Genomic DNA, 26,826 nt, shown 5'->3' with positions numbered 1-26,826 from the left:
ACACAGGTTATGAATAAAACCATCGGTATTTTTGGTGGTGGTCAACTCGGCCGTATGATGGCGCAAGCTGCGCTACCGTTAAATATTCAATGTACTTTTCTTGAAGCCAATACAGATTGTCCATCTGCGATATTAGGGCAAGTATTTTCAACAAAAGCTGAAAATGGCTTGCAGGACTTTATTGCAAGTGCGGATGTATTTAGTTTGGAATTTGAAAATACACCATTGATTGATGTAGATGTATTGACCAAACATAAGGACTTACATCCACCACGCCAAGCTTTAGCCATTGCACAACATCGCCTTTCAGAAAAAGCGTTGTTTGATGCGTTAGAGATTCCAGTTGCGCCGTATAAAGCGGTAGATTCTCTGGATAGCCTCAAGCTTGCAGTTGCTGAATTAGGACTGCCGATTGTCCTGAAAACCGCGACTGGTGGTTATGATGGTAAAGGTCAGTTTGTATTACGTTCAGAAGATCAAATTGACCAAGCTTGGACAGAGCTTGGTCCAGCAGGTTCGTTAATTGCTGAAAGCTTCGTTATTTTCTCTCGTGAAGTTTCAATTATCGCAGTACGTGGTATTGATGGAGATGTAAAAACTTGGCCATTGGCTGAAAATCATCATCATAATGGTATTCTTTCACATTCGATCGTTCCTGCTCCAAATAGTTCAGATTTGCAACCTGTTGCACAAGACTATATCACTCGCCTTTTAAATCATTTGAATTATGTGGGTGTGTTGACTTTGGAGCTGTTTGTCACTGAAAAAGGCTTGTATGCCAATGAGATGGCACCACGTGTGCATAACTCGGGGCACTGGTCAATTGAAGGTGCTGTGTGCTCGCAATTTGAAAATCATGTCCGAGCGGTTGCTGGGTTACCTTTAGGTTCAACAGAAGTTGTACGTCCAACGGTGATGGTCAATATCATTGGTCAATATCCACCATTGGAAGAGGTTTTAGCATTAGAAGGTGCTCATGTGCATCTTTATAACAAGACTGAACGTGAAGGTCGTAAAATTGGACATATCACGTTGATGCCAAATGATTCTAAGGAATTAACGACGCTATGCCGTCAGTTAGCAAAAATTCTGCCAAATCCACTGTCATTAAGTGAAGATATGAGCATCTAAACTCAATATTGTGTGTAAAAAAAGCAGTCAAGGTGTTGGCTGCTTTTTTCTTTTTCGATGTTCTGTATGATGGCATTCCTTTATTTTTTGGGTATTTTGATCTCAACTTACATCGAAAAATGACATATAAAAATAACAACGAGCTTTAAAAATAAGTATTTTAAATCTCAAAAAATCGATAATTTTTTGAATTCAAAACCATTCATGCTGCCAACTCAATTGTATCATTCTAGACTTATCCACAAAAAATCTAAGACATAAAGTTAAATATTTTTGAATTTAAAACTTTAAATTTAAAGCTGATGGAGATTTGAATTTAAAATCAATCTTGTGGATAACTCGCATTGTTAAATTTTGGGAGTGTGTTGTGGATAAAAACTAGAACAATTTGAATTTAAAAAATGTGCAGTAAAATAAGAATTAATTTGAATTCATAAATGAATTTAAAACTGTATTTTGGGAGCTTGTGTGGATAACTTTATTTTAAATTCAAAGTTACGATATTGGGAGTTTTGAATTTAAAATTGGAAAATGAATTCAAAATTTACGTTTTTACATCTGTCATTTTATTCACAGGCTGTTATGGTATTCAGATAATTTAAATTTAAAACTATTTTTGTGGATATTATGCGCCATTTAACTTTGATTTGTGGATCTGTTTTATTCGCGGCATCACATGCCAATGCTGAATTAATTATTAATGGTCAGGCGGTGTCTAGCTCACCAGTGACAACAACTCAAGATACAACTTATACACCTAATTCTAATTTTCAAAGCTGTATTGCAAATTTACGTTCACAAGCTGTGAGCTCTGGTGTAAGCGGTTCAACCTATGATCGTTATACACAAAATTTAACGCCTGATTATTCCGTCATTAGTAAATTAGACTATCAACCAGAGTTTTCTACTCCGATTTGGGACTATCTTTCAGGTTTAGTCGATGAAGAACGTGTTGAAAAAGGGCGTCAAATGCTGAGCCAGCATCGGGATGTTCTTAACCGTGTTGCGGCTGCTTATGGTGTTCCTGCAGAAACAGTGGTTGCCGTTTGGGGTGTAGAAAGTAATTTTGGAGATATTTCTGGAAAATATCCATTATTACAAGCCTTAGGGACATTAAGCTGTGAAGGGCGTCGCCAAAGCTATTTTAGAGGTGAGTTTTTTGCCACAATGCGTATTTTACAACGTGGAGATTTACGCGAAGATCAACTGAAAGGCTCATGGGCTGGTGCATTCGGTCATACTCAATTCATGCCTTCTACCTATGAAGAATTGGCTGTGGACTTTGATGGTGATGGACGTCGTGATCTGGTTTCAAGTACTTCTGATGCTTTAGCTTCAACCGCTAATTTTTTGAAAAAGCGTGGATGGCAAACAGGAATGCCTTGGGGCTTTGAGGTAAAAATTCCTGCGGGTGCATCAGTGTCTGGAGAAAGTCGCCGCAATAAAAAATCACTCAGTTCTTGGGTCAATCGTGGTTTTACTCGTGTCGATGGCACACCAATCATTCAAGGAAACTTATCTGAAGGCTCTCAAGCTGGTCTAATGATGCCTGCTGGTGCAAATGGTTCAGCATTCTTGGTGTTTAAAAACTTTGATGCAATCTATTCCTATAATGCTGCTGAAAGTTATGCACTTGCAATTGCACATTTATCAGATCGTTTACAGGGTAAAGGAGGGTTCCAAACGGCTTGGCCAACAGAAGATGCTGGAACATCTCGTGCAGAACGCCGTGAAATTCAAAACTATTTATTGAAGAAAGGCTATGCGATTGGTGATGCTGATGGTCTGATTGGTGATAAAACTCGCCAAGCTATTCAACAAGAACAGGTCAAATTAGGATTAAGTCCAACAGGTCGCGCGGGGCAGCAGATTTTAAAAGCATTTAGAAATGAGGCTGCAAAAAGTATGATGCAGTAAAGATATGTTGTATTCAGGGCAATGAATACAATAAAAAGGTCTGCAATTGCAGACCTTTTTAATGATTGGATTTATTCAATCGCAGATTGATCGATTTTGACAGCTTCTAATACATCTAAAATGACCGCAGTAACATCCTGAGTGTGATCTCTATCATTAAAGATTTCATGTGCAGTAATAGTCACATCGGTATCACTAGGCAATTGCTTCTGTTCTTCTTCGATCAAATGCTGGATTGGAAGTAATGTTTGTTTGATTTCAAGATGTAAAATATCTGTAAACTCAATATTTTCATCTTCCAGTTCAATAATTTGCTCATTGAAGTAAGGCAATAAAATAGAATGGAGGTATGGCTGAAGTTCAGTAATATCATATATTTCAATATCACGAGTTTGCTCAATCGTGCTGATATGATCATTTACTTCCAGAATAATATGATAATAGCTCACAGTCATCTCCTCAATTCATTGCGTCTTCAGTTCACAATAACATGAATTTGAAAAAAATAATTTAAATACATAAGAAAATTATGGATTTAAATGCTGATGATTCATTATTAAATTTTCTTATCGTTGTCTTGAGTTTAGCATGGCTAAATCAGCTTGAGTTAATCTAAAATTTTTCAAATCTTGTTCTTTCATCATCGGATACATGAGTGCTTTAGGGTCATTATTATGTGCAAGACCTAAAGTATGACCCAGTTCATGTGCAATGGTGACTCTTAGATCTGCATCGGACTCAAATTCATAAATATTAATGGTTTTACCATCAAAGACACCTTTGTCAAATTGGCGTGGCTGAAAACGCATATTAAACTGATCAACAGATTGATTATATTGATGGTTCACTGAATTAAGCTGTTCAACTTGGCGGTTTAATGTATCCACTTTTTGGTTATAAAGATCTAATTGTTGTTTCAATTGACTCTGTTCAATGATCAATTGATTTTTTTGTTGATCTAATTCAAATCTTGCAGATGCATCTAAATTTTGCCTTGATTGATTAAGTGCATTGATCAGTTGATTATATTGTTCAACTTTATGTTGATAACTACGCTTTTGAAAGTCTAATTCTCGATTGGCTTGATTTAATTCAAGATGTAGTTGTTGAATTTTTTGTTTTTCACTTTGAGAATATTGTTGGGTATTTTCTAGGGTGCGTAAGGCTTGAGTTCTGGCACTGGACTCAGCTTGGCGCTCATCATAAATCAAATTAATCGTCAGCTTTGCCTGATCGTCATAAACAAATAAACTTTGCATTGTACCTAAGTGCCATATTTCAGCCGCTTCTTGCGCTAAATTTTTTACCTGTGCTTTGCTCAGATGGAAGCGAGGATCAACTTCACCAATGCGATAACGTAAACGAGTATCTAAAGGGTGTGTAATACGATCAATCGCTGAATTATGGTTGAGTTGCGGATACATCATGCGTTGAATCGCAAAATATGCCGTAAAAATAATGACGCTAACAATAATCCAGAAACGCATGCTTGCTTAAAAAAATAATTTTTGTTATCGATAATTTATCTGAAAATTACACAATCGCAAAGACTGATGAATGGAATGTTGATTTTAGGCTGGATTTTTTTAATTGCGGGCATTTGCTGTTGGGTGAATGTCATATATTGCTTGGTACAGCTCTTTCGAGCAAAGTTAGTGCTAGAAATGCCTTTGGTGCAAAAATCTAAAAATTTTAGCGTTACTCATAAAGGTGGCTATTCAATTTGGCAGGAAGGACCATTATTTAAACTCGCACCTCTGACTTTTATTCACCCTAAAATCGTCAATCTCGATTCACAAGAGGAGGTTAAATTGACCTCAAGTCTAGGACGACCACATAAAAATAGTTTTACACGAGGTTCAAATTTAATGTTTTATTGTGAGTTGGAGGTTGGAAATTACAACTTAACGATTGTTGAAGGCTCATCATTAAATCAGTTAGAAAAACAAATTTCCCAGAAAGTGATTGATCATTTACCCATAAATAAAGTCCTTGATCAGCAATACAATCTACAAATAAAACAAAGCCTCAGCAAAAAACAACGACTAATTATGTTGATATGTATATTTGCAGGACTATTTTTATTCATGAAAGGATTGTTTACCCTATTACAGCTCAGTTTAGGAATTAGGATGGAAGGCGCGATCTGATCAATTTTATTTAAGGGCTAAACAGGATATAAATATCAATAAACAGCAGGATAAATGCCAGTACACTTAGGAATCTGTTCATCCAAACGGATATGCTTAAGTATTCAGTGGTGATATACAGGGATTTAAATTGTAAGGGATGTCGCATGATATAACTGATTTTCTGTTTAAACACTGCGGTGACAGCGTATTGTTGTTTTAGAACAACTTGCCGCACAATAAAAGCATTTATCCACCAAAATACCAGTAAAATCATTAAAATAATCAAGATACTCAACCCCAATCGAATCCAATCATTCTGCTCAAAAAAAGCTAATTCAGTATAAAAATGGCTCATCAGTACGATGCTGACCAGTAACATCGTGCGATAAAAACTTTGTTGGATAAATTGAAGATGCAAAGGGTGGTTGAGTTTTTGCGTATCTGAGCGACTGACAATCTTGCGCGCAACAAGAGCAAATACATGACATAGAATTTCTAGAAAGACGTATAAAGCAAGGCTTATGCTGAGGACTTTATACATGATTAATCGTGTTCAAAAATAGGTTGATACAGTGAGGGTGTCACTAAAATCATCAATAAAATACCTGAACAGACAAAGGCAAGATCGTTAAAAATCGCAGCATAACTGGTCATGTAAATCCAGTGCATATACGGCATGAAATAAAGTAAAAATGTTGGAAAAAAACTATAAAGATAGGCTTTTCTTGCCCATTCTTTTTTCAAGCATAAGCCAAAAGTGATGATGAGTATAATTAAGCCTGCAACAGACATCACTGCCAACTCCCAAGTCTGTGGGTCTTGATAGAGGGTTTTATCAAGTAGTATTAACTCAGGTTCAGTGCAGTATATGTCTATGATTGCCGCAATAACGGGCAAAAAAAACTGAGCCAGGATCAAACTATAATAAACAGCGGGTGAAACAGCAGGGGAGTTTTTCATCGTTTGATCCATTATTATTGTGATAATTAAGATAAAAGATTTGATGCGGATTAGCAATTCATCATCTTGAAAAATCACAATGGGCTTAGCTATGCATGAGGTGTTATAACACGCAATCGCTAACGAAATGCTGTACCACTTCAGTTAAATTCCGCGCCAAATATTCTTGGGTATAAACCTGCTTAAAATGAGCCTGATACGCTTGTTCTGAATCAAAGCGTTCCCAGAGCAGTAAACGTGTTGGCTCTTGTTGACATTGATGCAGTTGGAACATGCTACATCCTGATTCGTGTTGAAGGGTCATTGTGCATAATGTTTGCAACGCTTCACGGGTTTCTAAGATTTTATTTTCATCTAGTATTCTTAATTCTGCAGTGATGTAAAAGCCCGAATGAAACATGTTTTTTACTCCGATTTAAAGTAGGAAGTAAAAAGCTTAACTGCTCGAGTTCACTCTAGCTCAAGCATTTTTCCAGCATAAATTTTAATTTTATAGTCAACAATACTCTGCTCTTGTTGAAGTCTTTGAATTTCCAGTTTTAATTGAGCAGAATGCTCAATCAGAAGCTGCTGTCTTTGTTTTAAAGTGTGTTCTCCCTGTAAACGAAATTCGGCAAAATCTTGAATTTTTTCTAAAGGCATTCCTGTTGATTTTAAACGTTTGATCCATTCAAGCCATTCTAAATCAAGTGAAGTATATACACGTTGTCCTGACAGGTTACGATGGATGTTTTTCAGCAACCCAATTTGTTCATAGTAACGTAGTGTATGGATGGATAAAGCTGTTTTTTTAGAAATGTCAGAGATTAGCAAAGCACACACTCCATATAGTCAATCTGTTGAAAAATGCAAACAGTAAAATATAATTTCTCTGGACCCATAAAATCAATGCGATGAAAATAGTGTTGAATGATATAAAACTTTCATTGCCACGCTTTAGATCTAAAGTTTAAATAGACTTGTATAAAGATGATTTGCCAGCATAAAAAAACCGCTCAATCTCTTGAGCGGTTTTCGATTAAAGCGACAAATTATTTTTTGTCATCTTTTACTTCTGTGAATTCAGCATCGACTACGCCATCATCAGCTTTTTGCTGTTGTTGACCTGCATCACCACCGAATTGGTTCGGGTCAAAGCCTTGTGCTCCACCTTGACCTTGAGTAGCTTCATAAGCGCGTTGAGTGATCGGCATAATGATGTTTTGTAAAGCTTCAGTTTTCGCTTTGATTGCTTCAACATCATTTTCTTTCGCAGTTACTTCTAATTCAGAAACTGCTGTTTCAATTGCAGTTTTTTCATCAGCAGTGACTTGCTCGCCAAGATCTTTAACTGCTTTATTTGCAGAAGCAACTAAAGCATCAGCTTCGTTACGTGCTTTTGCAAGTTCTTCAAACTTACGATCTTCTTCAGCATTTGCTTCAGCATCTTTGATCATTGCTTCGATTTCAGCATCAGACAAACCTGAGTTTGCTTTAATCTGGATTGATTGCTCTTTACCAGTGCTCTTATCTTTAGCAGATACTTTCAAGATACCATCAGCATTAATGTCAAATGATACTTCAATTTGTGGCACACCACGTGGAGCAGGTGGGATATCGCCTAATTGGAAGTTACCCAACAATTTGTTTTGTTGAGCCATTTTACGTTCACCTTGGTAAACTGAAATGTCTACTGCTGGTTGGTTGTCTGCTGCTGTAGAGAATACTTGAGATTTCTTCGCAGGAATCGTCGTGTTTTTCTCAATAATTGCAGTTAACACGCCACCCATGGTTTCAATACCTAGTGTTAACGGTGTTACATCAAGTAAAAGTACGTCAGTTTTGTCACCAGACAATACTGCACCTTGAATTGCCGCACCGATTGCAACAGCTTCATCTGGGTTCACATCTTTACGAGGTTCTTTACCGAAGAACTCTTGTACTTTCTGTTGAACCATTGGCATACGTGATTGACCACCAACCAAAATCACGTCAGAGATATCAGAAGTCGAAAGACCTGCATCTTTAAGCGCAATTTTACAAGGCTCAATCGTACGAGCAACTAAGTCAGCAACTAAACCTTCTAATTTCGCACGTGTTACATTCATCACTAAGTGTTTAGGACCTGTTGCATCCGCAGTGATGTATGGCAAATTAATTTCAGTAGAATTTGATGAAGAAAGCTCAATTTTGGCTTTTTCAGCAGCTTCTTTTAAACGTTGCAATGCAAGAGGATCTTGTTTCAAGTTGAAGTTTTGTTCTTTTTTGAACTCTTCAACCAAATAGTCGATCAATGCATTATCAAAGTCTTCACCACCAAGGAATGTATCACCATTGGTAGACAATACTTCGATTTGTTGGTCGCCATCTAAGTCTGCGATTTCAATGATTGATACGTCAAATGTACCACCACCTAAGTCATATACCGCAACTTTACGGTCGCCTTCTTTTTTATCCATACCGAACGCAAGTGCAGCAGCAGTCGGTTCGTTAATGATACGTTTAACTTCTAGACCTGCAATACGACCAGCATCTTTCGTTGCTTGACGTTGAGCGTCATTGAAGTAAGCAGGTACAGTAATAACCGCTTCAGTTACTGTTTCACCTAAATAATCTTCCGCAGTTTTTTTCATTTTTTTCAAAATTTCTGCTGAGATTTGTTGAGGTGCAAGTTTTTTATCATTCACTTCCACCCAAGCATCGCCATTGTCTGCTTTGATGATTTTGAATGGTGCAATACCGATATCTTTTTGTACAGCTTGATCTTCGTATTTACGACCGATCAAACGTTTGATTGCGAATAATGTATTTTTAGGGTTAGTCACTGCTTGACGTTTAGCAGACTGACCTACAAGAATTTCGCCATCTTTATATGCAACGATAGAAGGTGTTGTACGCGCGCCTTCAGCATTTTCAATTACTTTAACTTTATCGCCTTCAAGTACAGCAACACATGAGTTTGTTGTACCTAAGTCAATACCAATAATTTTAGCCATAAATCTATTCCTCTAAATTCTTTTGAATCCCTTTTATTTCTCCCTTGAGAAAGGAAGTGTTAAAAGGATTTTCTTGTTATCCGATATGAGAGCCATTCAAAAATTTTCAAGTCATTATTTGAGAAAATTCATGAAAATATTTTCAAAAAGCCCTCATTTATTAAGCTTATTGACCCACCATGACCATTGCAGGGCGAAGTAGTCGACCATTTAAGGTGTAACCTTTTTGCAAAACGGTACCAATTTGGTTGGCAGCTGCATTTGGGTCGATCCCTACGGCTTGGTGTAAATCAGCATTGAAGCCATTTGTGGTATCTGCTTCAACAACACCAAATTTTTCTAAAGTGGTAAGAAGAGATTTTAACGTGAGTTTTACACCTTCAAGTACAGGCGTTTCTTCATCGCCACCTGCCTGAATCGCACGTTCAAGATTGTCTACAGAATCTAATAATTCTTTTGCAAACTTCTCCAATACCGTATCTTTATGTTTTTCAGCATCGCGTTGAATACGCTCAACGCTTTTTTGTGCTTCATATACTGCATTTGCCGTACGGGCTTTTTCCAGTTTTAAACTCTCTTCTAAATTGCTGATTTGAGCTTGTAAAGCTTCAACGGTAACTTCAACCTGTTCATTTTCAGTCTGAGTTTGCTGTTCTGCTTGCTCGTTTTGAAGATCTTGGGCTTCTTGATTTTGCTCAGTTGCCATTGATTTACTCCGTTTAAATGGGTTCTTAAACATGTACAGTCCTTATCGGCAGCAGTTTTGCACTGTGTTCATTTTTGAACTGCCATGGTCGTTTAATTCGTCAATGAATATGAAATGTGGGCGAGCTACTAAAATTCAAGCAAGATTGAATATTATTTAATGAAATTCAGCAAAAAAACTCAGAAGCGTAACTGAATAACATATAAATCTTAATTTATTGTGTGAATATTCAGCAAATACATAGATTTTTTTCCACAAATAAAATGAGAAATTGTTTTTTTCTTATTCTTAAATTGTGAAAAATGACCATTAAATTCATAAATTAAAATTGAATGAATAGATAAAAATTATAAATTAATATATAAAACCGATTAAACTTATTGAAAATAAGGCTTTGCGAAAAACATAGAGTTTCATTATGATGCTCCTAAGATTCTATGGCTGTAGTTTCTTTTTATTTGAATATGTTTTTCATAGCTTATCCAATCTTCTTGGATAAGCTTTTTTTTTGCTTCATTAAAAATTTTAACAATGTAACTAATACGAGACTTTTACGGTAAAAATATATTTTTCAACATGAGCTTTCTTCTTGTGTCAACTCAGCGCATATTTAAAAACTCAGACAAATTAATGATTTAACCTTGATATTTTATTTAGTCAAAATAAGTAATTGATTTAATAAACTTTGCAGAACTTATACGGCAACACGTTAAAAGTCTTACCAAGCTGCAACGAACTTAGCTGAAAAAATGGCAATCATAGTCAGCACGATGATGCGGATTGTATTGTCGTTTTTTAATCGAGTGATGATAAAGGAATTGATGATGAAAAAATCAGGTCTTATTTTTATGTTATTGGCAGGTGTTGCGGTGATGAGTACAGCATGTACTTCAAGTGAAACTACACAAGCACCTGAAACCACACAATCAGCGCCAATGAGTTCAGCAGATCAGCACCAATCTGCACAAACAGCAACAGTTGATCCTGCTCAGCAAGGCACTGCGGTAGAAGGTGATGCTACGATTCAACAATCGCAACCAGCTCAAGCCACTCAAGATCCAACTTTGGGTGAACAACCTTCAGCTCAGTAAGTTCTGAATTTAAAAATCAGGCGACTTTTTGGATGCCTCCATCGCCTGATTTCTAATGATCAATAGGATCGGATTAGTATTTATTCACCTGAGAGTGAACATTCAAAGTTGGTCCGATCCACAGTACAACGTGCTCGCTTAAGCACTGACATCATGGTTGGGTCATAGACTCCTTGTTTGGTCAATTCTAAGCGTGTATCCCGAAGTAGTTTTTGATAACGCTCTTTGTCCTCTTTACTTAAATTCAGACGATATTTATTTGGAATGCTTTCCTCTTGTTTTCTGACCATTTCAAACTGCTTTGGCATTTTTTTAAGGAACCATTCTCGAGATAGGTTACCAAAACCTGGAGAAAATTTACTGGTATTAAAAATCAAATCGGCAGTGACATTGAGTACAGGGAAGTTAAACATTGCCCCATTGCTACCTAAGCCTTTTGAAAGTTCTAAAGGTTTAAATGCATAAGCTGGCGCACCCACCATATCTACTTTGCCCTGATTAAACTTCACAATAAAATCTGAAATATCAGATAAAACAGGGATTGCGCCGACACGTTTTACTGCGGCGATCTGGGCTTTATCATAGGATAATACGGCGAATTTCTTTCCGCGTCCTTTTTCAATGGTGTTAATCGATCTATCATTCACAAAAATATAAGCAGGACCGATTTGAGCGATACCGCCCACTTCATACTCCACACCGTTGATTGTTGATTTCAATCGTTGCGTGTTTCTTTTATCTAATACGAAATTAATGGCTTTTAAGGCGATGGCATTGTTTGGAACGCCACCAAGCGCATCAATAGAACCAGCAAATTTATTAAATTGGCGTGCTCGCATTGCTGTTAAAAAGACAGCATCACACTTACCACTTTGGAAGTCTCGTTCTGCCATTTCTTCATTTTGATAAGCAATCAGCTGTATATCAGTGTTCCAGGCTTTTGCAGCGAGTGCCCATTCCTCCATCATTTTATAAGATTCACCAGCTTTTCCCAGTAAGTCAAATACACAGACATCCTGTTTAGCTTGAGAAGCGCTTGATAATCCTAATAATGCGAGTGATGTAAAAGCAATAAATCCCTTTTTCATGTTATATCCTTATAGCTAAAAAGTGCTTTATTTATAATCAATATAGTAATTTTATTTAGATAAAAATAGAGCTTTTGCTCTATTTCCGATGAATAAACCATTGAAAGTGTTGCTTAATGTGATTTGATTTTCACTTTATTATTTTAGTGAGATGTATTTTATATTTTTCATGTATTGCTGTGATTAAATAAAAACTCTCTAGTTTTGATCTAGATATCTATTCACAGTGAAAAGATCAATTTTATTAATGAAAAAAGTGAATAAGTAAATCTAAAAAACATATTTTTAATAATATACAAAAACCTTACCATAAAGCAGATTCTCTTCTTTTTCCATTGATTGTCAGCTTATATCCATCATGAAATTTCAGCAGCTTATTTTACTTTGCTCGTCTTTAGCTATGTTTAGCTATAGTGGTTGGGTAAATGCACGTCCAATTGTGATTGGTTATCAAACCAATATAGAGCCTGCCAAAGTTGCACAGGCTGATGGTGTATATGACAAAGTGATTGGAGAAAAACTGGATTGGCGCTTATTTAACAGTGGTGCTGAAGTTTTAACTGCTTTGGCTTCAGGCTCTGTAGATATTGCTTTGATTGGATCTAGTCCTTTAGGTGCTGCTGTTGCCAATAACTTGCCAATTGATGTGTTTTTGATTTCAACAGATTTAAAAAGTGCAGAAGCCTTGGTGGTGAGAAATGGTTCTGGTATCCATCGTCCGCAAGATTTGATTGGGAAAAAAGTGGCTACGCCATTTGCTTCGACTTCGCACTACAGTTTATTGGGCGCATTGCAACACTGGAATATTAAACCCAATCAGATTCGGTTGTTGAACCTCAAGCCTGCTGAAATCAATGCAGCATGGCGTCGAGGAGATATTGATGCCGCTTTTGTTTGGTCTCCAGCACTCGCCAATATCAAAAAAACCGGCAAGGTGATGACGGATGCAGGGCGGGTTGGGCAATGGGGTTCGCCTACATTTGAAGTTTGGGTCGCACGTAAGGATTTTGCGCAAAAGCATCCTGAAGTACTCAGCAAATTTTCCTCGGTGACTTTGAATTACTATGATGCTTACAACCGTAATAAGCGCCATTGGACTGCAAACTCAGCTGAAGTACAAAAAATTGCCAAAATTACCGGAGTTGATGCGCAAGATGTTCCAACACTTCTTGCAGGGGCAGAATATCCTGATCGTCAAGCACAACTAAGCCCACAGTATTTAGGTGGGCGAACTACACAAAATATTGCCAATGCGGTTAACTTTTTGAAAGCACAGGGCTTGGTTAAAAAGGTCTCACCAAATTATCAACAATTTATTAACACTCGTTTTATCAACGCGTCAAAATAGAAATCGGGACTATTCATCATGGCTGTATTGACTGTAGAACACGTACAAGCACAGTACCCAGGTGCTGAGCAACCGGTACTTCAAGATGTGTCATTTCAATTGGGCTCCGAACAACTCATGGTTGCTTTGGGGGCGTCGGGAAGTGGTAAGACCACATTATTAAACTTGATTGCAGGTTTTACCCATCCCCAAGCAGGAAATATCAAGCTTGATGGCGAAAGCATTGTCGCACCAAGTCGTGATCGTGGTGTGGTGTTCCAAGATGATGTTTTGCTGCCTTGGCAGAATGTTGAGGATAATATTGCTTTTGGTTTAGAACTGGCAGGTATTGATAAAAAAACACGTCAAATGCGGGCGCATGAATTATTGAAACTGGTCAATTTAGACGGGTTTGGACAGCGTCATATTTGGGAGCTTTCAGGCGGTCAACGGCAACGAGTTGGATTAGCACGCGCTTTGGCTTCAGATCCTAAAATTCTACTGATGGATGAACCGTTCGGTGCTTTAGATGCTTTTATACGCGAACAAATGCAGTGTTTGTTGTTAGATGTATGGAAAAGTACGGTAAAACCAACTTTCTTAATCACTCATGATATTGAAGAAGCAGTTTTCCTTGCGACAGATCTGATTATTTTAGCGCCCAATCCAGGACGAATTGTTGAGCGATTAACACTGGACTTTGCAAAAAGATATGCCAATGGTGAGTCTGCACGAAGCATCAAATCTGATCCAAAATTTATTGAAATGCGTGAGCATGTGTTGAGTCGTGTATTTATTCAAAATCATCAAGAGCAATCTCACTCATCTCAACAAACGTCAGCTCAAGGGCAAAAGGTGTAATGATGACAGCACAATTAGACCCAAAATTAATGGCTTCAGTTCAACCTCAGCCCCAAAAAAATAATGTTCCACGTGAAGTGAATATTACCTTGATCAGTAGCATGACAATTGTGGTATTGCTTGCAATTTGGTGGTTTGTCACTGCTGTAGGTTGGATTGATGCTTTGTTTTTGCCATCACCAGTTGCAGTATTAGACCGCTTGCAAGATTTGATGACCAATGGCTATATGAGTATCAGCTTATGGAGCCATATTGGCGCAAGCTTAGGTCGTATTGGCACGGCTTTGGTTGCTGCTGTAATTACGGCTATTCCTGTGGGAATTGCGATTGGTCGAAATAAAGTGATACGTGGTGTTGTCGATCCAATCATCGAATTTTACCGTCCAATTCCCCCTTTGGCTTATTTGCCTTTGATCGTAATTTGGTGTGGTATTGGTGAGTTATCTAAAGTTTTATTGATTTATCTTGCGATTTTTGCCCCGATTGTTATCGCAACGGCAACAGGCGTACGTTCGGTCGACCAAGCAAAAATTCGCGCTGCACAGTCTTTGGGTGCAACGCCATTGCAAATTATTCAACATGTGGTTTTACCGAGTGCTTTACCTGGCATTTTAACAGGTATTCGTATTGGACTTGGCGTGGGTTGGTCAACATTGGTTGCTGCTGAGTTGGTTGGTGCTTCAGAAGGTTTAGGCTTTATGGTGCAATCATCGTCACAACTTTTGGCAACAGATGTGGTGATTGTGGGTATTTTGATTATTGCTGTGATTGCCTTTGCGCTGGAAATTGGATTACGCCGTTTGCAAAAGAAATTGGTCCCTTGGGATAAGCAAGCTCACTAAGCGCTTTGATTTAAATCTTTGTGGGCATGTTGGCAAGATTGATAAAAACGCAATCGCCCTCAAATTGATTATTGTATTTTTAAAGTTTTAATAATGATTTGCCTTTAAAACATCGTGAGATGATCGAGGAAGAAATGAACGCTGTTGTATCAAATACTTTTAAAATTACACCATTGAATCCTACCATTGGTGCTTTGATTGAAGGGATTAATTTTAATCAAGCTTTGACGCCTGAAGAAAAGACATTGATTGAAACAGCATTGCTAAAACATCAGGTTATTTTTTTTAGAAATCAGCCGATGACAGCTCAACAACATGCTGCTTTCGCTCGACAGTTTGGACAGTTACATATTCATCCCATTTATCCAAATATTCCAGAACAACCAGAAATTATGGTTTTGGATACCGAATTAAATGATTTGCGTGATAATGCACTGTGGCATACCGATGTCACTTTCCTTGAAGAACCTGCAATGGGTGCAATTTTGAGTGCAAAGAAAGTTCCAGCATGGGGTGGCGATACACTCTGGTCAAGTGGTACAGCAGCTTTTGAAGCATTATCTCAACCGATGCAAGAGATGTTATCGGGTTTAACCGCAACACATGATATTGCACGTTCATTTCCGATAGATCGCTTTGGTGGTGACCCAGCAGAGTTGGAAAAGTTAGAAGCAGCCAAGAAAAAGCATCCACCGATTAGCCATCCTGTGATTCGTACTCATCCCATTACAGGTCGTAAAGCCTTATTTGTGAGTGAGGGGTTTACAACACGAATCAATGAATTAGAAGCCAAAGAAAGTGATGCAGTTTTGAAAATGTTGTTTGAGCATATTCAAAAACCTGAGTTTGTGGTGCGTTGGTCTTGGCAAGCCAATGATGTTGCATTTTGGGACAATCGTTGTACTTTCCACTATGCAGTTGATGATTATCGCCCACAGCACCGGGTTATGAATCGAGCAACATTGATGGGTGATCGACCATTTTATCAAGCAGATTAAGTTTCCACCGTTAAAAACCAATCAGATTCGATTGGTTTTTTTACGTTTGAATGCATTAAATTTAAAATCAATAAAAATCATAAATTTACATAATTGTTTTAGCAATAAATATAATAAAGCTATTTAAAAACTAAGACGGTACATTCAGACTGGTACAAGGTTTTTGTGATTAAAAGCATTAAACTATTTGGAAATTCAAGATTTCAATGTAGGTTTTTTATGTGAAAAATGTTTAATTATTCATCAAAATTAAATAAACGATCAACATACTAAGCAAGAATAATTTATTGCTTGTTGGAAATATCATGTTGATTAATAAGAAAAAGCAAATATTTTTGCTGAGTATGCTTTCTACGTTGCTGGTGGCATGTAATGATGATAATGATCATTCAAATGTTGATCAGCCTGTAGAAGCAAAACCATTAGAGTTAAACATCCTACATATAAATGACCACCATTCACATTTAGATGAAGAAAGTATCAAATTTAAAACCAATGTGGGGACTGGGGAAGAAGAATTCAGTGTTACAAGTGGTGGTTTTGCGCGTGTAGCCAGCTTAATTAATCAACTTGCAGCAGAAAAGAAAAACGCTTTTAAAATCCATGCAGGTGATGCGACCACTGGTGATTTGTACTATAACCTTACGGACGGTAAAGCAGATGCTGATGCGATGAATACCGTTTGTTTTGATACATTTACCCCAGGAAATCATGAATTCGATGCTAAGGATGATGGTTTAAAGAAATTTATTGGTTTCCTAGACCAAGGTACTTGTAAAGAAAAGACTCAAGTCCTGACTGCCAACGTAAATTTCGGTGCATCTTCTCCATTGTATAAAACCAACCGTATTTTAAAGTCACAAGTCTTTGAGAAAGATGGTGTTAAATTCGCAATTATTGGTTTAACTGTGGCGAAAAAAACCAAAAATTCTTCTCAGCCGAATGCTGATACATTATTTGCTGATGAAATCGAAACTGCACAACAAGAAATTAATCAATACAAAGCACAAGGCATCAAAAATATTATTCTACAAACCCATGTGGGATATGACCTCGATCAACAGTTGGCAAAATCACTTACAGATGTCGATGTGATCATTGGTGGCGATTCACATACTTTACTGGGTCCAGATGGCTTAAAAAAATATGGGATGACGCCTGAAGGTGCTTATCCGACTCAGCTACGCAATAAAGATGGTCAATTGGTCTGTGTGGCTCAAGCTTGGCAATATAGTTATATCGTGGGAGATCTCAATGTTAAGTTCGACAAAAATGGTAATGTCGAAAGCTGTAGTGGTACGCCGCATGTTTTAATTGGAAATAATTTTACCCGTACAGCGAAAGATGCAAAAGCAGTCACCGAAACAGAAAAACAAGCTATTCTGGCTCAATTTAAAACAGACAATGCACCGTTTACTGTGGTCACACCATTACAAAAGACTTTAGATGTTTTAAAACCCTATCAGGATCAAAAGAAAAGCTTTGCTCAAAAAATTGTAGGGCAGGCGACAGATAATCTATGCTCGCGCCGAGTACCAGGAATATTACGTGATGTAAACCGTTCTACATTAGGAGATGTGTGTAATAAAAATACTCATGTCGATCAACATGGTGGTGATATTCAGCAAATTATTGCCGAAGCATTTTTACAACAAGGTAAAGTGTTTTTTGGTGCAGATATTTCCTTCCAAAATGGCGGTGGTGTCCGTGAAGATGTTGCTTTGGGCGATGTCACGGTCGGTAAAATTTATAATGTATTACCTTTTAAAAATACGTTGTTGCGTTTAGATTTGACCGGTGCTGAAGTTAAAGCAACACTCGAAGATGCGATCGACGGAGTGATTACCCAGAATAACACGGGAAGTTATCCATACACGGGTGGTTTACGTTGGAATGTTGATTTCACAAAAGATAAAGGTCAGCGCCTCAGTCAAATACAAGTACGTAATGCAGCAGGACAATATGAAAATATTGATCTGAATAAAACCTATAAAGTGATCACCATTGATTTTCTTGCCAATGGTGGGGATTACTATACGACTTTAAAGACCATCACTGGTGAGCGTCGTTTAGATGTCGGCTTAGATTATGCCGAGGCTTTCCTTAAATATGCCCAAGCTTTGACTGGTCAAGAAGGGCAAAAGAAAATTAATAAATTAGCAACGACTGAATATAGTACTCAGCTTTTTATAGATAAAGCGAAATAACTTGAAAGACAATAAAAAATCTCGCTTAGGTGGGATTTTTTTATTTTTTCTGTTTGGGTAAAACCTTGATAGTCTTGAGGTTGATAGCGCATAGGAATTTCAAAACGTTTAAATTTCCTTAGACGAAGAAAATGGATTGCTTTAAAAGAATAATGAAGGCTAAAAATCTAAGAAAGAATTGCAAAAATAGATGCTTCACATTAAAATGAGCCAAAATTTAGCCACGATGGCTTAAATAATCACAATGATGACCGTTTTTTTCTTTCACTTGCCTTATTTGATCTTGTAACGTTGCCATTTGACAAGATTATAGACGACCACTGACTGGTTGCAGGATAACCATAATATCTTGATTAAACCCAGCACATTTTAGACACCTGTTTGAAATGTAATTTGAATCTACATTTAAATTCAATATTCGGGAGAACAATCATGTTGTTTAGCGTATTTCTTATTTTGGGCTTTCAATAGACCCTCATACATTTTAATCGTTTAAATTAAACGAACAAAAACCTTATTTTAAAGAATATACATGTTCTTCGGGATCGCTTTGCTTGTAAAAAATACAGATTAGCTAAAGCCAAACTCGGACATGAAAAGAAAAAAGTGAATATATGAACGAATATATAAATCAACCTTTTGCACATACGGTGCAACATGTTGAGGTTGCGGATTTTGCTGAAATTTCTCCGATTGTAAAACTCTGGGCTTTTCGATTTTTGCTGGAGCTGGGAGGCGCAAAAGAATTTATTTCTGATCATTGTTTTAGCCATCAATGGATTGCTAAGAAACTTGGTTTTTCAGAAGCATTACTTGCGGATCAATTTAATGAGCAAGCAGCTTATCAAGAACTCAATCAATTGCATAAAAGCATTCAGCAACAAAATTTATTGAATGCTTTTCAATTTAATGATGAATTGCAATATAACTTGAAATTAATCCAACAATTGCTGGATTTAAACGCTGTCGAAACAACGATTTTAGGTTTTGTAGTGATGCTCAACAGTGAGCAACTTTTAGATGATGTCGCTGACACGATTGGTGAGCTCACGGCTTCTAAAACGATTCGTGCTTTGGCCGTGGTTTTGGATTTACCTTATGACGAGATCCGTCAAGCGCTGTCTGTACAAGGGCGTTTACATCGTAGTGGTTTGATCAGTGTGCAGCAGCACTATCGTAACTATTTACGTGGAAAACTGAATCTGGTCTCTAACCAATTGGCGGATAAATTATTGGTGAAAACCAATGATGTTATGGATCTTTTTGTTGGCACGATCAATAAAAGTCATCCTGCTGAATTGACGCTTAGGGACTATCCTCATTTAGCCTCTGAATTGACCTTGTTGATGGCTTATCTAAAGCAAGTGAAACAGAATAAGCAAGAAGGTGTGAATATTTTTCTGTATGGCAGTTCTGGTACAGGCAAAACACAACTCTGTAAAACATTGGCACAAGAAATGGACGTACAGCTTTTTGAAATCTCCTGTGAAGATGAAGATGGTGATGCGATTTCTGCGACAGGGCGTTTATGTGCTTATCGTGCGGCACAATGTATTTTCGATAGCCAATCTGCATTATTGATGTTTGATGAAGTGGAAGATGTGTTTAATGACACTGAAAATGGTGTCGGCATGAAAAGCACAGCGCAAAGTCGTAAGGCTTGGGTCAACCGGATATTAGAAAAAAATCGAACACCTACGATTTGGGTTTCAAACTCTGATCAGCTTGATCCTGCGTTTATACGCCGTTTTGACATGGTGTTAGAAATAAAAGTCCCCCCTAAACAGCAACGGAGTAGCTTTATACAACAGCATTGTGGTGATGATCTCAATATGTTGTATCAACAAGCGTTTGCCAATGTTGAACAACTTTCCCCTGCCATTTTACGTCGCAGTTATCGTGTTGCGAAAGTGGCACAGATGGAAAATGAAGGTTTAGTGGTACAGGAAAGCATGACTCAATTGGTTTCCAATACACTGAAAGCACAAGGGTATCAAGCGATTCGGTTGCAAGATAGCAATGCATTACCCAAATTCTATGACTTGGCTTATATCAACTGTAAGTCAAATCTTGCTGAAATCACAACAGGGATTCAGCAACATGGTTTCGGACGTTTATGTCTATATGGTGCATCTGGAACGGGTAAGACCGCATTTGCAAGATGGCTTTCTGAACGTATCAATCGACCATTACTGATTAAGCGTGGCTCAGATTTGATTTCAGCTTGGGTGGGGGAAACAGAAAAAAATCTTGCAAAAGCTTTTCAGGAAGCGGAAGAGATGCAAGCTGTTTTACTCTTGGATGAAGTCGATGGTTTGTTACAAGACCGTCGTCAAGCAACACGTTCTTGGGAAGTTTCTCAAGTAAATGAGTTTTTGGTTCAAATGGAAAGCTTTAATGGTGTTATGGTTGCAACAACCAATCGTTTTGATGAGTTGGATCAGGCAGCAATGCGCCGTTTTGACTTTAAGATGCATTTTGATTTTTTAAATTATGCTCAACGTTTGGCTTTGTTGGAAAACGTTTGTACCCAACTGAAGCTTGTTGTAGATGAGTCAGAGATAAAGTCTAAGTTATATGCTCTAGATCGTTTAAGTGCTGGAGACTTTGCGGTGATTGTACGTCAGTCTTGTTTTCATCCTTTTGAAAGTGTGGATGCAATTGTGCAGCACCTTGCCGATGAAATGGCTACCAAATATAAAAGCTCACAAAGTATTGGATTTACCGCATCAACTTGATGCGGTTTTTCTTTTTAAAGTGCGATCACAAGAAAAAAGTCACGATTTTCTGACTTTCGTATGCAAAACACAGCATTAAAATAGATTGAATATGAAAAAAATACAGAAAAATGCTTAAAAAATAGATAAAAAAGCAAAAAAAAGGGTGAATTTGAGGAAAAAACATCCATCCGAACAGAAAGATTAAAAAAGGGGGTTGTGTTGGTTGAGGAATGCTGTAGAATGCACATCCATCGGCGGTGATGAAGATTAAAACTTCTGATAAAACAATGACTTGGTTGAATTGATTAAGTTGGGTTTTAGAAAGGAAGTTTAAAAATAATTTGAAATCACAGTTGACTTTCTAGAGATAGAGAGTAATATAGCCGACCTAGCTTGATGCTGACGAAGCATGAAGAAGATCATTAAGAGAATATGAAGAACAACTTGTGTGGATTTTTACTGATTGATTGATCGAAATATTATCATTGATTGTTGGTTTAAATTACTCGAAGTTTATTTGAGAGAATTTGTCAGTAATTGATGAGCCAGAATTGTGACCTTAAGTCACTAATGATTTTAACTGAAGAGTTTGATCATGGCTCAGATTGAACGCTGGCGGCAGGCTTAACACATGCAAGTCGAGCGGGGGAGATTGCTTCGGTAATTGACCTAGCGGCGGACGGGTGAGTAATACTTAGGAATCTGCCTATTAATGGGGGACAACATCTCGAAAGGGATGCTAATACCGCATACGCCCTACGGGGGAAAGCAGGGGATCACTTGTGACCTTGCGTTAATAGATGAGCCTAAGTCGGATTAGCTAGTTGGTGGGGTAAAGGCCTACCAAGGCGACGATCTGTAGCGGGTCTGAGAGGATGATCCGCCACACTGGGACTGAGACACGGCCCAGACTCCTACGGGAGGCAGCAGTGGGGAATATTGGACAATGGGGGGAACCCTGATCCAGCCATGCCGCGTGTGTGAAGAAGGCCTTATGGTTGTAAAGCACTTTAAGCGAGGAGGAGGCTCTTTTGGTTAATACCCAAGATGAGTGGACGTTACTCGCAGAATAAGCACCGGCTAACTCTGTGCCAGCAGCCGCGGTAATACAGAGGGTGCGAGCGTTAATCGGATTTACTGGGCGTAAAGCGTGCGTAGGCGGCTTTTTAAGTCGGATGTGAAATCCCCGAGCTTAACTTGGGAATTGCATTCGATACTGGGAGCTAGAGTATGGGAGAGGATGGTAGAATTCCAGGTGTAGCGGTGAAATGCGTAGAGATCTGGAGGAATACCGATGGCGAAGGCAGCCATCTGGCCTAATACTGACGCTGAGGTACGAAAGCATGGGGAGCAAACAGGATTAGATACCCTGGTAGTCCATGCCGTAAACGATGTCTACTAGCCGTTGGGGTCTTTGAGACTTTAGTGGCGCAGCTAACGCGATAAGTAGACCGCCTGGGGAGTACGGTCGCAAGACTAAAACTCAAATGAATTGACGGGGGCCCGCACAAGCGGTGGAGCATGTGGTTTAATTCGATGCAACGCGAAGAACCTTACCTGGTCTTGACATAGTAAGAACTTTCCAGAGATGGATTGGTGCCTTCGGGAACTTACATACAGGTGCTGCATGGCTGTCGTCAGCTCGTGTCGTGAGATGTTGGGTTAAGTCCCGCAACGAGCGCAACCCTTTTCCTTACTTGCCAGCATTTCGGATGGGAACTTTAAGGATACTGCCAGTGACAAACTGGAGGAAGGCGGGGACGACGTCAAGTCATCATGGCCCTTACGACCAGGGCTACACACGTGCTACAATGGTCGGTACAAAGGGTTGCTACCTAGCGATAGGATGCTAATCTCAAAAAGCCGATCGTAGTCCGGATTGGAGTCTGCAACTCGACTCCATGAAGTCGGAATCGCTAGTAATCGCGGATCAGAATGCCGCGGTGAATACGTTCCCGGGCCTTGTACACACCGCCCGTCACACCATGGGAGTTTGTTGCACCAGAAGTAGGTAGTCTAACCGTAAGGAGGACGCTTACCACGGTGTGGCCGATGACTGGGGTGAAGTCGTAACAAGGTAGCCGTAGGGGAACCTGCGGCTGGATCACCTCCTTAACGAAAGATTGACGATTGGTAAGAATCCACAACAAGTTGTTCTTCATTGATGTATCTGAGGGTCTGTAGCTCAGTTGGTTAGAGCACACGCTTGATAAGCGTGGGGTCACAAGTTCAAGTCTTGTCAGACCCACCAAGTCTACTGAACACAGAAGAGCAGATATATTAAGATCTTAAGCTGGGGACTTAGCTTAGTTGGTAGAGCGCCTGCTTTGCACGCAGGAGGTCAGGAGTTCGACTCTCCTAGTCTCCACCACTACTACGCAGTTACCTGATTAAAAAAAGATTGATTATAGAAATTAATGAACTGAAGTTTATAGAGTTTATTAACTTCTGTGATTTATCACAGTGAACTACTCGCTGACGAGGCGGTAGAGAATCATTAACAGAATATATTTGAGTTGAAATAATTGTTTAACTCGTTTTATGAAGCTTAACAAGCAATTGTTAAAGCGGAATGAAATGAGAACTAGCGATAAAACTGAATCAAGCGTTTTGGTATATGAATTAAATTGAAGCTGTACAGTGATTAAGTTCACAGGCAACAAATAGAAGTGGTTAAATCCACATTGTTGATCCTCCTTGTAGGGATTAACGACTGTTTGGGGTTGTATAGTCAAGTAATTAAGTGCATGTGGTGGATGCCTTGGCAGTCAGAGGCGATGAAAGACGTAATAGCCTGCGATAAGCTTCGGGGAGGCGGCAAATATCCTGTGATCCGGAGATTTCTGAATGGGGAAACCCACTTACCATAAGGTAGGTATCGCATGATGAATACATAGTCATGCGAGGCGAACGAGGGGAAGTGAAACATCTCAGTACCCTTAGGAAAAGAAATCAATTGAGATTCCCTCAGTAGCGGCGAGCGAACGGGGATCAGCCCATTAAGTTATATGTGTATTAGCGGAAAGCTCTGGGAAGTGCTACCGTAGAGGGTGATAGTCCCGTACACGAAAGTGCACATATAATGATGACGAGTAGGGCGAGGCACGTGAAACCTTGTCTGAATATGGGGGGACCATCCTCCAAGGCTAAATACTCCTGACTGACCGATAGTGAACCAGTACCGTGAGGGAAAGGCGAAAAGAACCCCTGTGAGGGGAGTGAAATAGATCCTGAAACCGCATGCATACAAGCAGTGGGAGCCGACTTGTTCGGTGACTGCGTACCTTTTGTATAATGGGTCAGCGACTTATATTCAGTAGCAAGGTTAACCGTATAGGGGAGCCGTAGAGAAATCGAGTCTTAATAGGGCGTTTAGTTGCTGGGTATAGACCCGAAACCGGGTGATCTATCCATGAGCAGGTTGAAGGTTGGGTAACACTAACTGGAGGACCGAACCCACTGTCGTTGAAAAGCCAGGGGATGACTTGTGGATAGGGGTGAAAGGCTAATCAAACTCGGTGATAGCTGGTTCTCCCCGAAAGCTATTTAGGTAGCGCCTCGGACGAATACCATAGGGGGTAGAGCACTGTTTCGGCTAGGGGGTCATCCCGACTTACCAAACCGATGCAAACTCCGAATACCTATGAGTACTATCCGGGAGACAGACTGCGGGTGCTAACGTCCGTAGTCAAGAGGAAAACAATCCAGACCGCCAGCTAAGGCCCCAAAATTATAGTTAAGTGGGAAACGATGTGGGAAGGCATAGACAGCTAGGAGGTTGGCTTAGAAGCAGCCACCCTTTAAAGAAAGCGTAATAGCTCACTAGTCGAGTCGGCCTGCGCGGAAGATGTAACGGGGCTAAAACTATATGCCGAAGCTGCGGATGTATACATTGTATACGTGGTAGGGGAGCGTTCTGTAAGCCGATGAAGGTGTGTTGAGAAGCATGCTGGAGGTATCAGAAGTGCGAATGCTGACGTGAGTAACGACAAAACGGGTGAAAAACCCGTTCGCTGAAAGACCAAGGGTTCCAGTCCAACGTTAATCGGGGCTGGGTGAGTCGACCCCTAAGGCGAGGCCGAGAGGCGTAGTCGATGGGAAATTGGTTAATATTCCAATACTTCTGTGTAATGCGATGAGAGGACGGAGAAAGTTAAGTCAGCCTGGCGTTGGTTGTCCAGGTGAAAGGTTGTAGGCATGCATCTTAGGCAAATCCGGGGTGCTCTATGCTGAGAACTGATAGCAAGCGAGTTTACTCGTGAAGTGGCTGATACTATGCTTCCAGGAAAAGTCTCTAAGCTTCAGTTACACAGGAATCGTACCCGAAACCGACACAGGTGGTCAGGTCGAGTAGACCAAAGCGCTTGAGAGAACTCTGCTGAAGGAACTAGGCAAAATGGTACCGTAACTTCGGGAGAAGGTACGCTGCTGACGGTGATAGGACTTGCTCCTTGAGCTATTGGCAGCCACAGAAACCAGGCCCCTGCAACTGTTTATTAAAAACATAGCACTCTGCAAACACGAAAGTGGACGTATAGGGTGTGATGCCTGCCCGGTGCTGGAAGGTTAATTGATGGGGTTAGCGTAAGCGAAGCTCTTGATCGAAGCCCCAGTAAACGGCGGCCGTAACTATAACGGTCCTAAGGTAGCGAAATTCCTTGTCGGGTAAGTTCCGACCTGCACGAATGGCATAATGATGGGGGCGCTGTCTCCAGCAGAGGCTCAGTGAAATCGAAATCGCCGTGAAGATGCGGTGTACCCGCGGCTAGACGGAAAGACCCCGTGAACCTTTACTGCAGCTTGACATTGAACTTTGATCTTACTTGTGTAGGATAGGTGGGAGGCTTAGAAGTAGCGACGCCAGTTGCTATGGAGCCATCCTTGAAATACCACCCTGGTAATATTGAGGTTCTAACTCTGTCCCGTTATCCGGGACGAGGACCATGTCTGGTGGGTAGTTTGACTGGGGCGGTCTCCTCCTAAAGAGTAACGGAGGAGTACGAAGGTGCGCTCAGCGTGGTCGGAAATCACGCGTAGAGTATAAAGGCAAAAGCGCGCTTAACTGCGAGACCCACAAGTCGAGCAGGTACGAAAGTAGGTCTTAGTGATCCGGTGGTTCTGTATGGAAGGGCCATCGCTCAACGGATAAAAGGTACTCTGGGGATAACAGGCTGATACCGCCCAAGAGTTCATATCGACGGCGGTGTTTGGCACCTCGATGTCGGCTCATCTCATCCTGGGGCTGAAGCAGGTCCCAAGGGTATGGCTGTTCGCCATTTAAAGAGGTACGCGAGCTGGGTTTAGAACGTCGTGAGACAGTTCGGTCCCTATCTACCGTGGGCGTTGGAAATTTGAGAGGATCTGCTCCTAGTACGAGAGGACCAGAGTGGACGAACCTCTGGTGTACCGGTTGTGACGCCAGTCGCATCGCCGGGTAGCTATGTTCGGAAGGGATAACCGCTGAAAGCATCTAAGCGGGAAGCCTACCTCAAGATAAGATTTCCCTAGGACTTTATGTCCTCTAAAGAGCCGTTGAAGACTACGACGTTGATAGGTTGGATGTGGAAGTGCGGTGACGCATGAAGCTGACCAATACTAATTGCTCGTGAGGCTTGACTATACAACACCCAAGCAGTTGTATTGAAGCATCATTTGATTCATAAAAGATCAAAGAAACTTGATTTAGTTGTAAAGCTAGTTACATGAGCGAGGAATAAACAAACATTAATTATGTTTGTCCGAGCGCAAGACATAAAGCTATGCTTTATGTTAAAATCAACTCAAATGTTCTTCTGTTAAACTCATTTGGAACAAAGTAAGGCATACCCATAAGACCCGAAAAAGTCCATAACAGTTTGCTGGCGACAATAG

At 39.7% G+C, this 26,826-nt stretch carries 19 protein-coding genes, 2 tRNA genes and 2 rRNA genes; 14 read left to right on the top strand and 9 right to left on the bottom strand.

What is annotated here, in order from left to right:
- Positions 1-9: 9 nt before the first annotated feature.
- A complete protein-coding gene (locus ACINWC743_RS05785; RefSeq protein ID WP_009584727.1) occupies positions 10-1,131 on the top strand; it encodes a 5-(carboxyamino)imidazole ribonucleotide synthase in 1,122 nt (373 codons plus the stop codon).
- A 627-nt stretch (positions 1,132-1,758) separates the two neighbouring features.
- Positions 1,759-3,048 carry a lytic murein transglycosylase gene (locus ACINWC743_RS05780; protein ID WP_009584760.1) on the top strand — a complete coding sequence of 430 codons (1,290 nt, stop codon included), beginning with the start codon at positions 1,759-1,761 and terminating at the stop codon, positions 3,046-3,048.
- 71 nt (positions 3,049-3,119) lie between these two features.
- On the opposite strand, the gene ACINWC743_RS05775 is transcribed toward ACINWC743_RS05780, so the two are convergent.
- Complete coding sequence (locus tag ACINWC743_RS05775) at positions 3,120-3,503, bottom strand: hypothetical protein (protein ID WP_010590990.1); 384 nt, start codon at positions 3,501-3,503, stop codon at positions 3,120-3,122.
- Positions 3,504-3,614: 111 nt separating this feature from the next.
- Positions 3,615-4,535: a matrixin family metalloprotease gene (locus ACINWC743_RS05770; RefSeq protein WP_009584724.1), complete on the bottom strand. Its 921-nt coding sequence runs from the start codon at positions 4,533-4,535 to the stop codon at positions 3,615-3,617.
- A gap of 66 nt (positions 4,536-4,601) precedes the next feature.
- Between ACINWC743_RS05770 and ACINWC743_RS05765 the strand changes: the two genes are divergently transcribed.
- Positions 4,602-5,198: a hypothetical protein gene (locus tag ACINWC743_RS05765; RefSeq protein WP_035300437.1), complete on the top strand. Its 597-nt coding sequence runs from the start codon at positions 4,602-4,604 to the stop codon at positions 5,196-5,198.
- Between the two features lie 10 nt (positions 5,199-5,208).
- On the opposite strand, the gene ACINWC743_RS05760 is transcribed toward ACINWC743_RS05765, so the two are convergent.
- The 6 genes from ACINWC743_RS05760 to grpE all read right to left on the bottom strand — a co-directional run bounded on the left by ACINWC743_RS05760 (position 5,209) and on the right by grpE (position 9,821).
- On the bottom strand, positions 5,209-5,721 hold the full coding sequence (locus tag ACINWC743_RS05760; RefSeq protein ID WP_009584753.1) for a hypothetical protein: 513 nt from the start codon (positions 5,719-5,721) through the stop codon (positions 5,209-5,211).
- A gap of 2 nt (positions 5,722-5,723) precedes the next feature.
- The gene (locus tag ACINWC743_RS05755; protein WP_009584741.1) at positions 5,724-6,140 is read right to left on the bottom strand and encodes a hypothetical protein; all 417 of its coding nucleotides are present in this window, start codon (positions 6,138-6,140) and stop codon (positions 5,724-5,726) included.
- 103 nt (positions 6,141-6,243) lie between these two features.
- Positions 6,244-6,540: a putative quinol monooxygenase gene (locus tag ACINWC743_RS05750; RefSeq protein WP_009584737.1), complete on the bottom strand. Its 297-nt coding sequence runs from the start codon at positions 6,538-6,540 to the stop codon at positions 6,244-6,246.
- 50 nt (positions 6,541-6,590) lie between these two features.
- Entirely contained in the window at positions 6,591-6,962 is a 372-nt protein-coding gene (locus ACINWC743_RS05745; RefSeq protein WP_228129103.1) for a MerR family transcriptional regulator, read from the bottom strand.
- Between the two features lie 209 nt (positions 6,963-7,171).
- A complete protein-coding gene (gene dnaK, locus ACINWC743_RS05740) occupies positions 7,172-9,115 on the bottom strand; it encodes a molecular chaperone DnaK (protein WP_005034883.1) in 1,944 nt (647 codons plus the stop codon).
- A gap of 166 nt (positions 9,116-9,281) precedes the next feature.
- Complete coding sequence (gene grpE, locus ACINWC743_RS05735; protein ID WP_005034886.1) at positions 9,282-9,821, bottom strand: nucleotide exchange factor GrpE; 540 nt, start codon at positions 9,819-9,821, stop codon at positions 9,282-9,284.
- Positions 9,822-10,645: 824 nt separating this feature from the next.
- Between grpE and ACINWC743_RS05730 the strand changes: the two genes are divergently transcribed.
- On the top strand, positions 10,646-10,912 hold the full coding sequence (locus ACINWC743_RS05730) for a hypothetical protein (RefSeq protein ID WP_005034888.1): 267 nt from the start codon (positions 10,646-10,648) through the stop codon (positions 10,910-10,912).
- Positions 10,913-10,992: 80 nt separating this feature from the next.
- Here ACINWC743_RS05730 and ACINWC743_RS05725 read toward each other — a convergent pair whose 3' ends face one another.
- Entirely contained in the window at positions 10,993-12,000 is a 1,008-nt protein-coding gene (locus tag ACINWC743_RS05725; protein ID WP_005034890.1) for a putative solute-binding protein, read from the bottom strand.
- 358 nt (positions 12,001-12,358) lie between these two features.
- Here ACINWC743_RS05725 and tauA point away from each other — a divergent pair, with 358 nt between their 5' ends.
- From tauA to ACINWC743_RS05675, 10 genes are all read left to right on the top strand, one after another.
- Entirely contained in the window at positions 12,359-13,348 is a 990-nt protein-coding gene (gene tauA, locus ACINWC743_RS05720) for a taurine ABC transporter substrate-binding protein (protein WP_035300434.1), read from the top strand.
- An 18-nt stretch (positions 13,349-13,366) separates the two neighbouring features.
- Positions 13,367-14,188: a taurine ABC transporter ATP-binding subunit gene (tauB, locus tag ACINWC743_RS05715; protein ID WP_009584721.1), complete on the top strand. Its 822-nt coding sequence runs from the start codon at positions 13,367-13,369 to the stop codon at positions 14,186-14,188.
- Positions 14,189-14,190: 2 nt separating this feature from the next.
- Positions 14,191-15,030, top strand: a complete 840-nt coding sequence (gene tauC / locus ACINWC743_RS05710; RefSeq protein ID WP_009584743.1) for a taurine ABC transporter permease TauC — start codon at positions 14,191-14,193, stop codon at positions 15,028-15,030.
- A 134-nt stretch (positions 15,031-15,164) separates the two neighbouring features.
- Entirely contained in the window at positions 15,165-16,028 is an 864-nt protein-coding gene (gene tauD / locus ACINWC743_RS05705) for a taurine dioxygenase (protein WP_009584740.1), read from the top strand.
- Between the two features lie 305 nt (positions 16,029-16,333).
- Positions 16,334-18,235 carry a 5'-nucleotidase C-terminal domain-containing protein gene (locus ACINWC743_RS05700; RefSeq protein ID WP_009584745.1) on the top strand — a complete coding sequence of 634 codons (1,902 nt, stop codon included), beginning with the start codon at positions 16,334-16,336 and terminating at the stop codon, positions 18,233-18,235.
- A gap of 614 nt (positions 18,236-18,849) precedes the next feature.
- Complete coding sequence (locus tag ACINWC743_RS05695; protein WP_009584759.1) at positions 18,850-20,973, top strand: AAA family ATPase; 2,124 nt, start codon at positions 18,850-18,852, stop codon at positions 20,971-20,973.
- A 559-nt stretch (positions 20,974-21,532) separates the two neighbouring features.
- Positions 21,533-23,070, top strand: a 16S ribosomal RNA gene (locus ACINWC743_RS05690).
- Positions 23,071-23,129: 59 nt separating this feature from the next.
- Positions 23,130-23,206, top strand: a tRNA-Ile gene (locus ACINWC743_RS05685).
- Positions 23,207-23,250: 44 nt separating this feature from the next.
- A tRNA-Ala gene (locus ACINWC743_RS05680) sits at positions 23,251-23,326 on the top strand.
- Positions 23,327-23,684: 358 nt separating this feature from the next.
- Positions 23,685-26,575 (top strand): 23S ribosomal RNA (locus ACINWC743_RS05675).
- Together the 16S and 23S rRNA genes with 2 tRNA genes alongside form the textbook arrangement of a ribosomal RNA operon.
- Positions 26,576-26,826: the final 251 nt, after the last annotated feature.

The sequence above is a fragment of the Acinetobacter sp. WC-743 genome, assembly GCF_000335555.1.
Classification (GTDB): domain Bacteria; phylum Pseudomonadota; class Gammaproteobacteria; order Pseudomonadales; family Moraxellaceae; genus Acinetobacter; species Acinetobacter bereziniae.
Note: the sequence above shows the minus strand (reverse complement) of the source record. Positions and strands in the feature narration are given on the sequence as shown.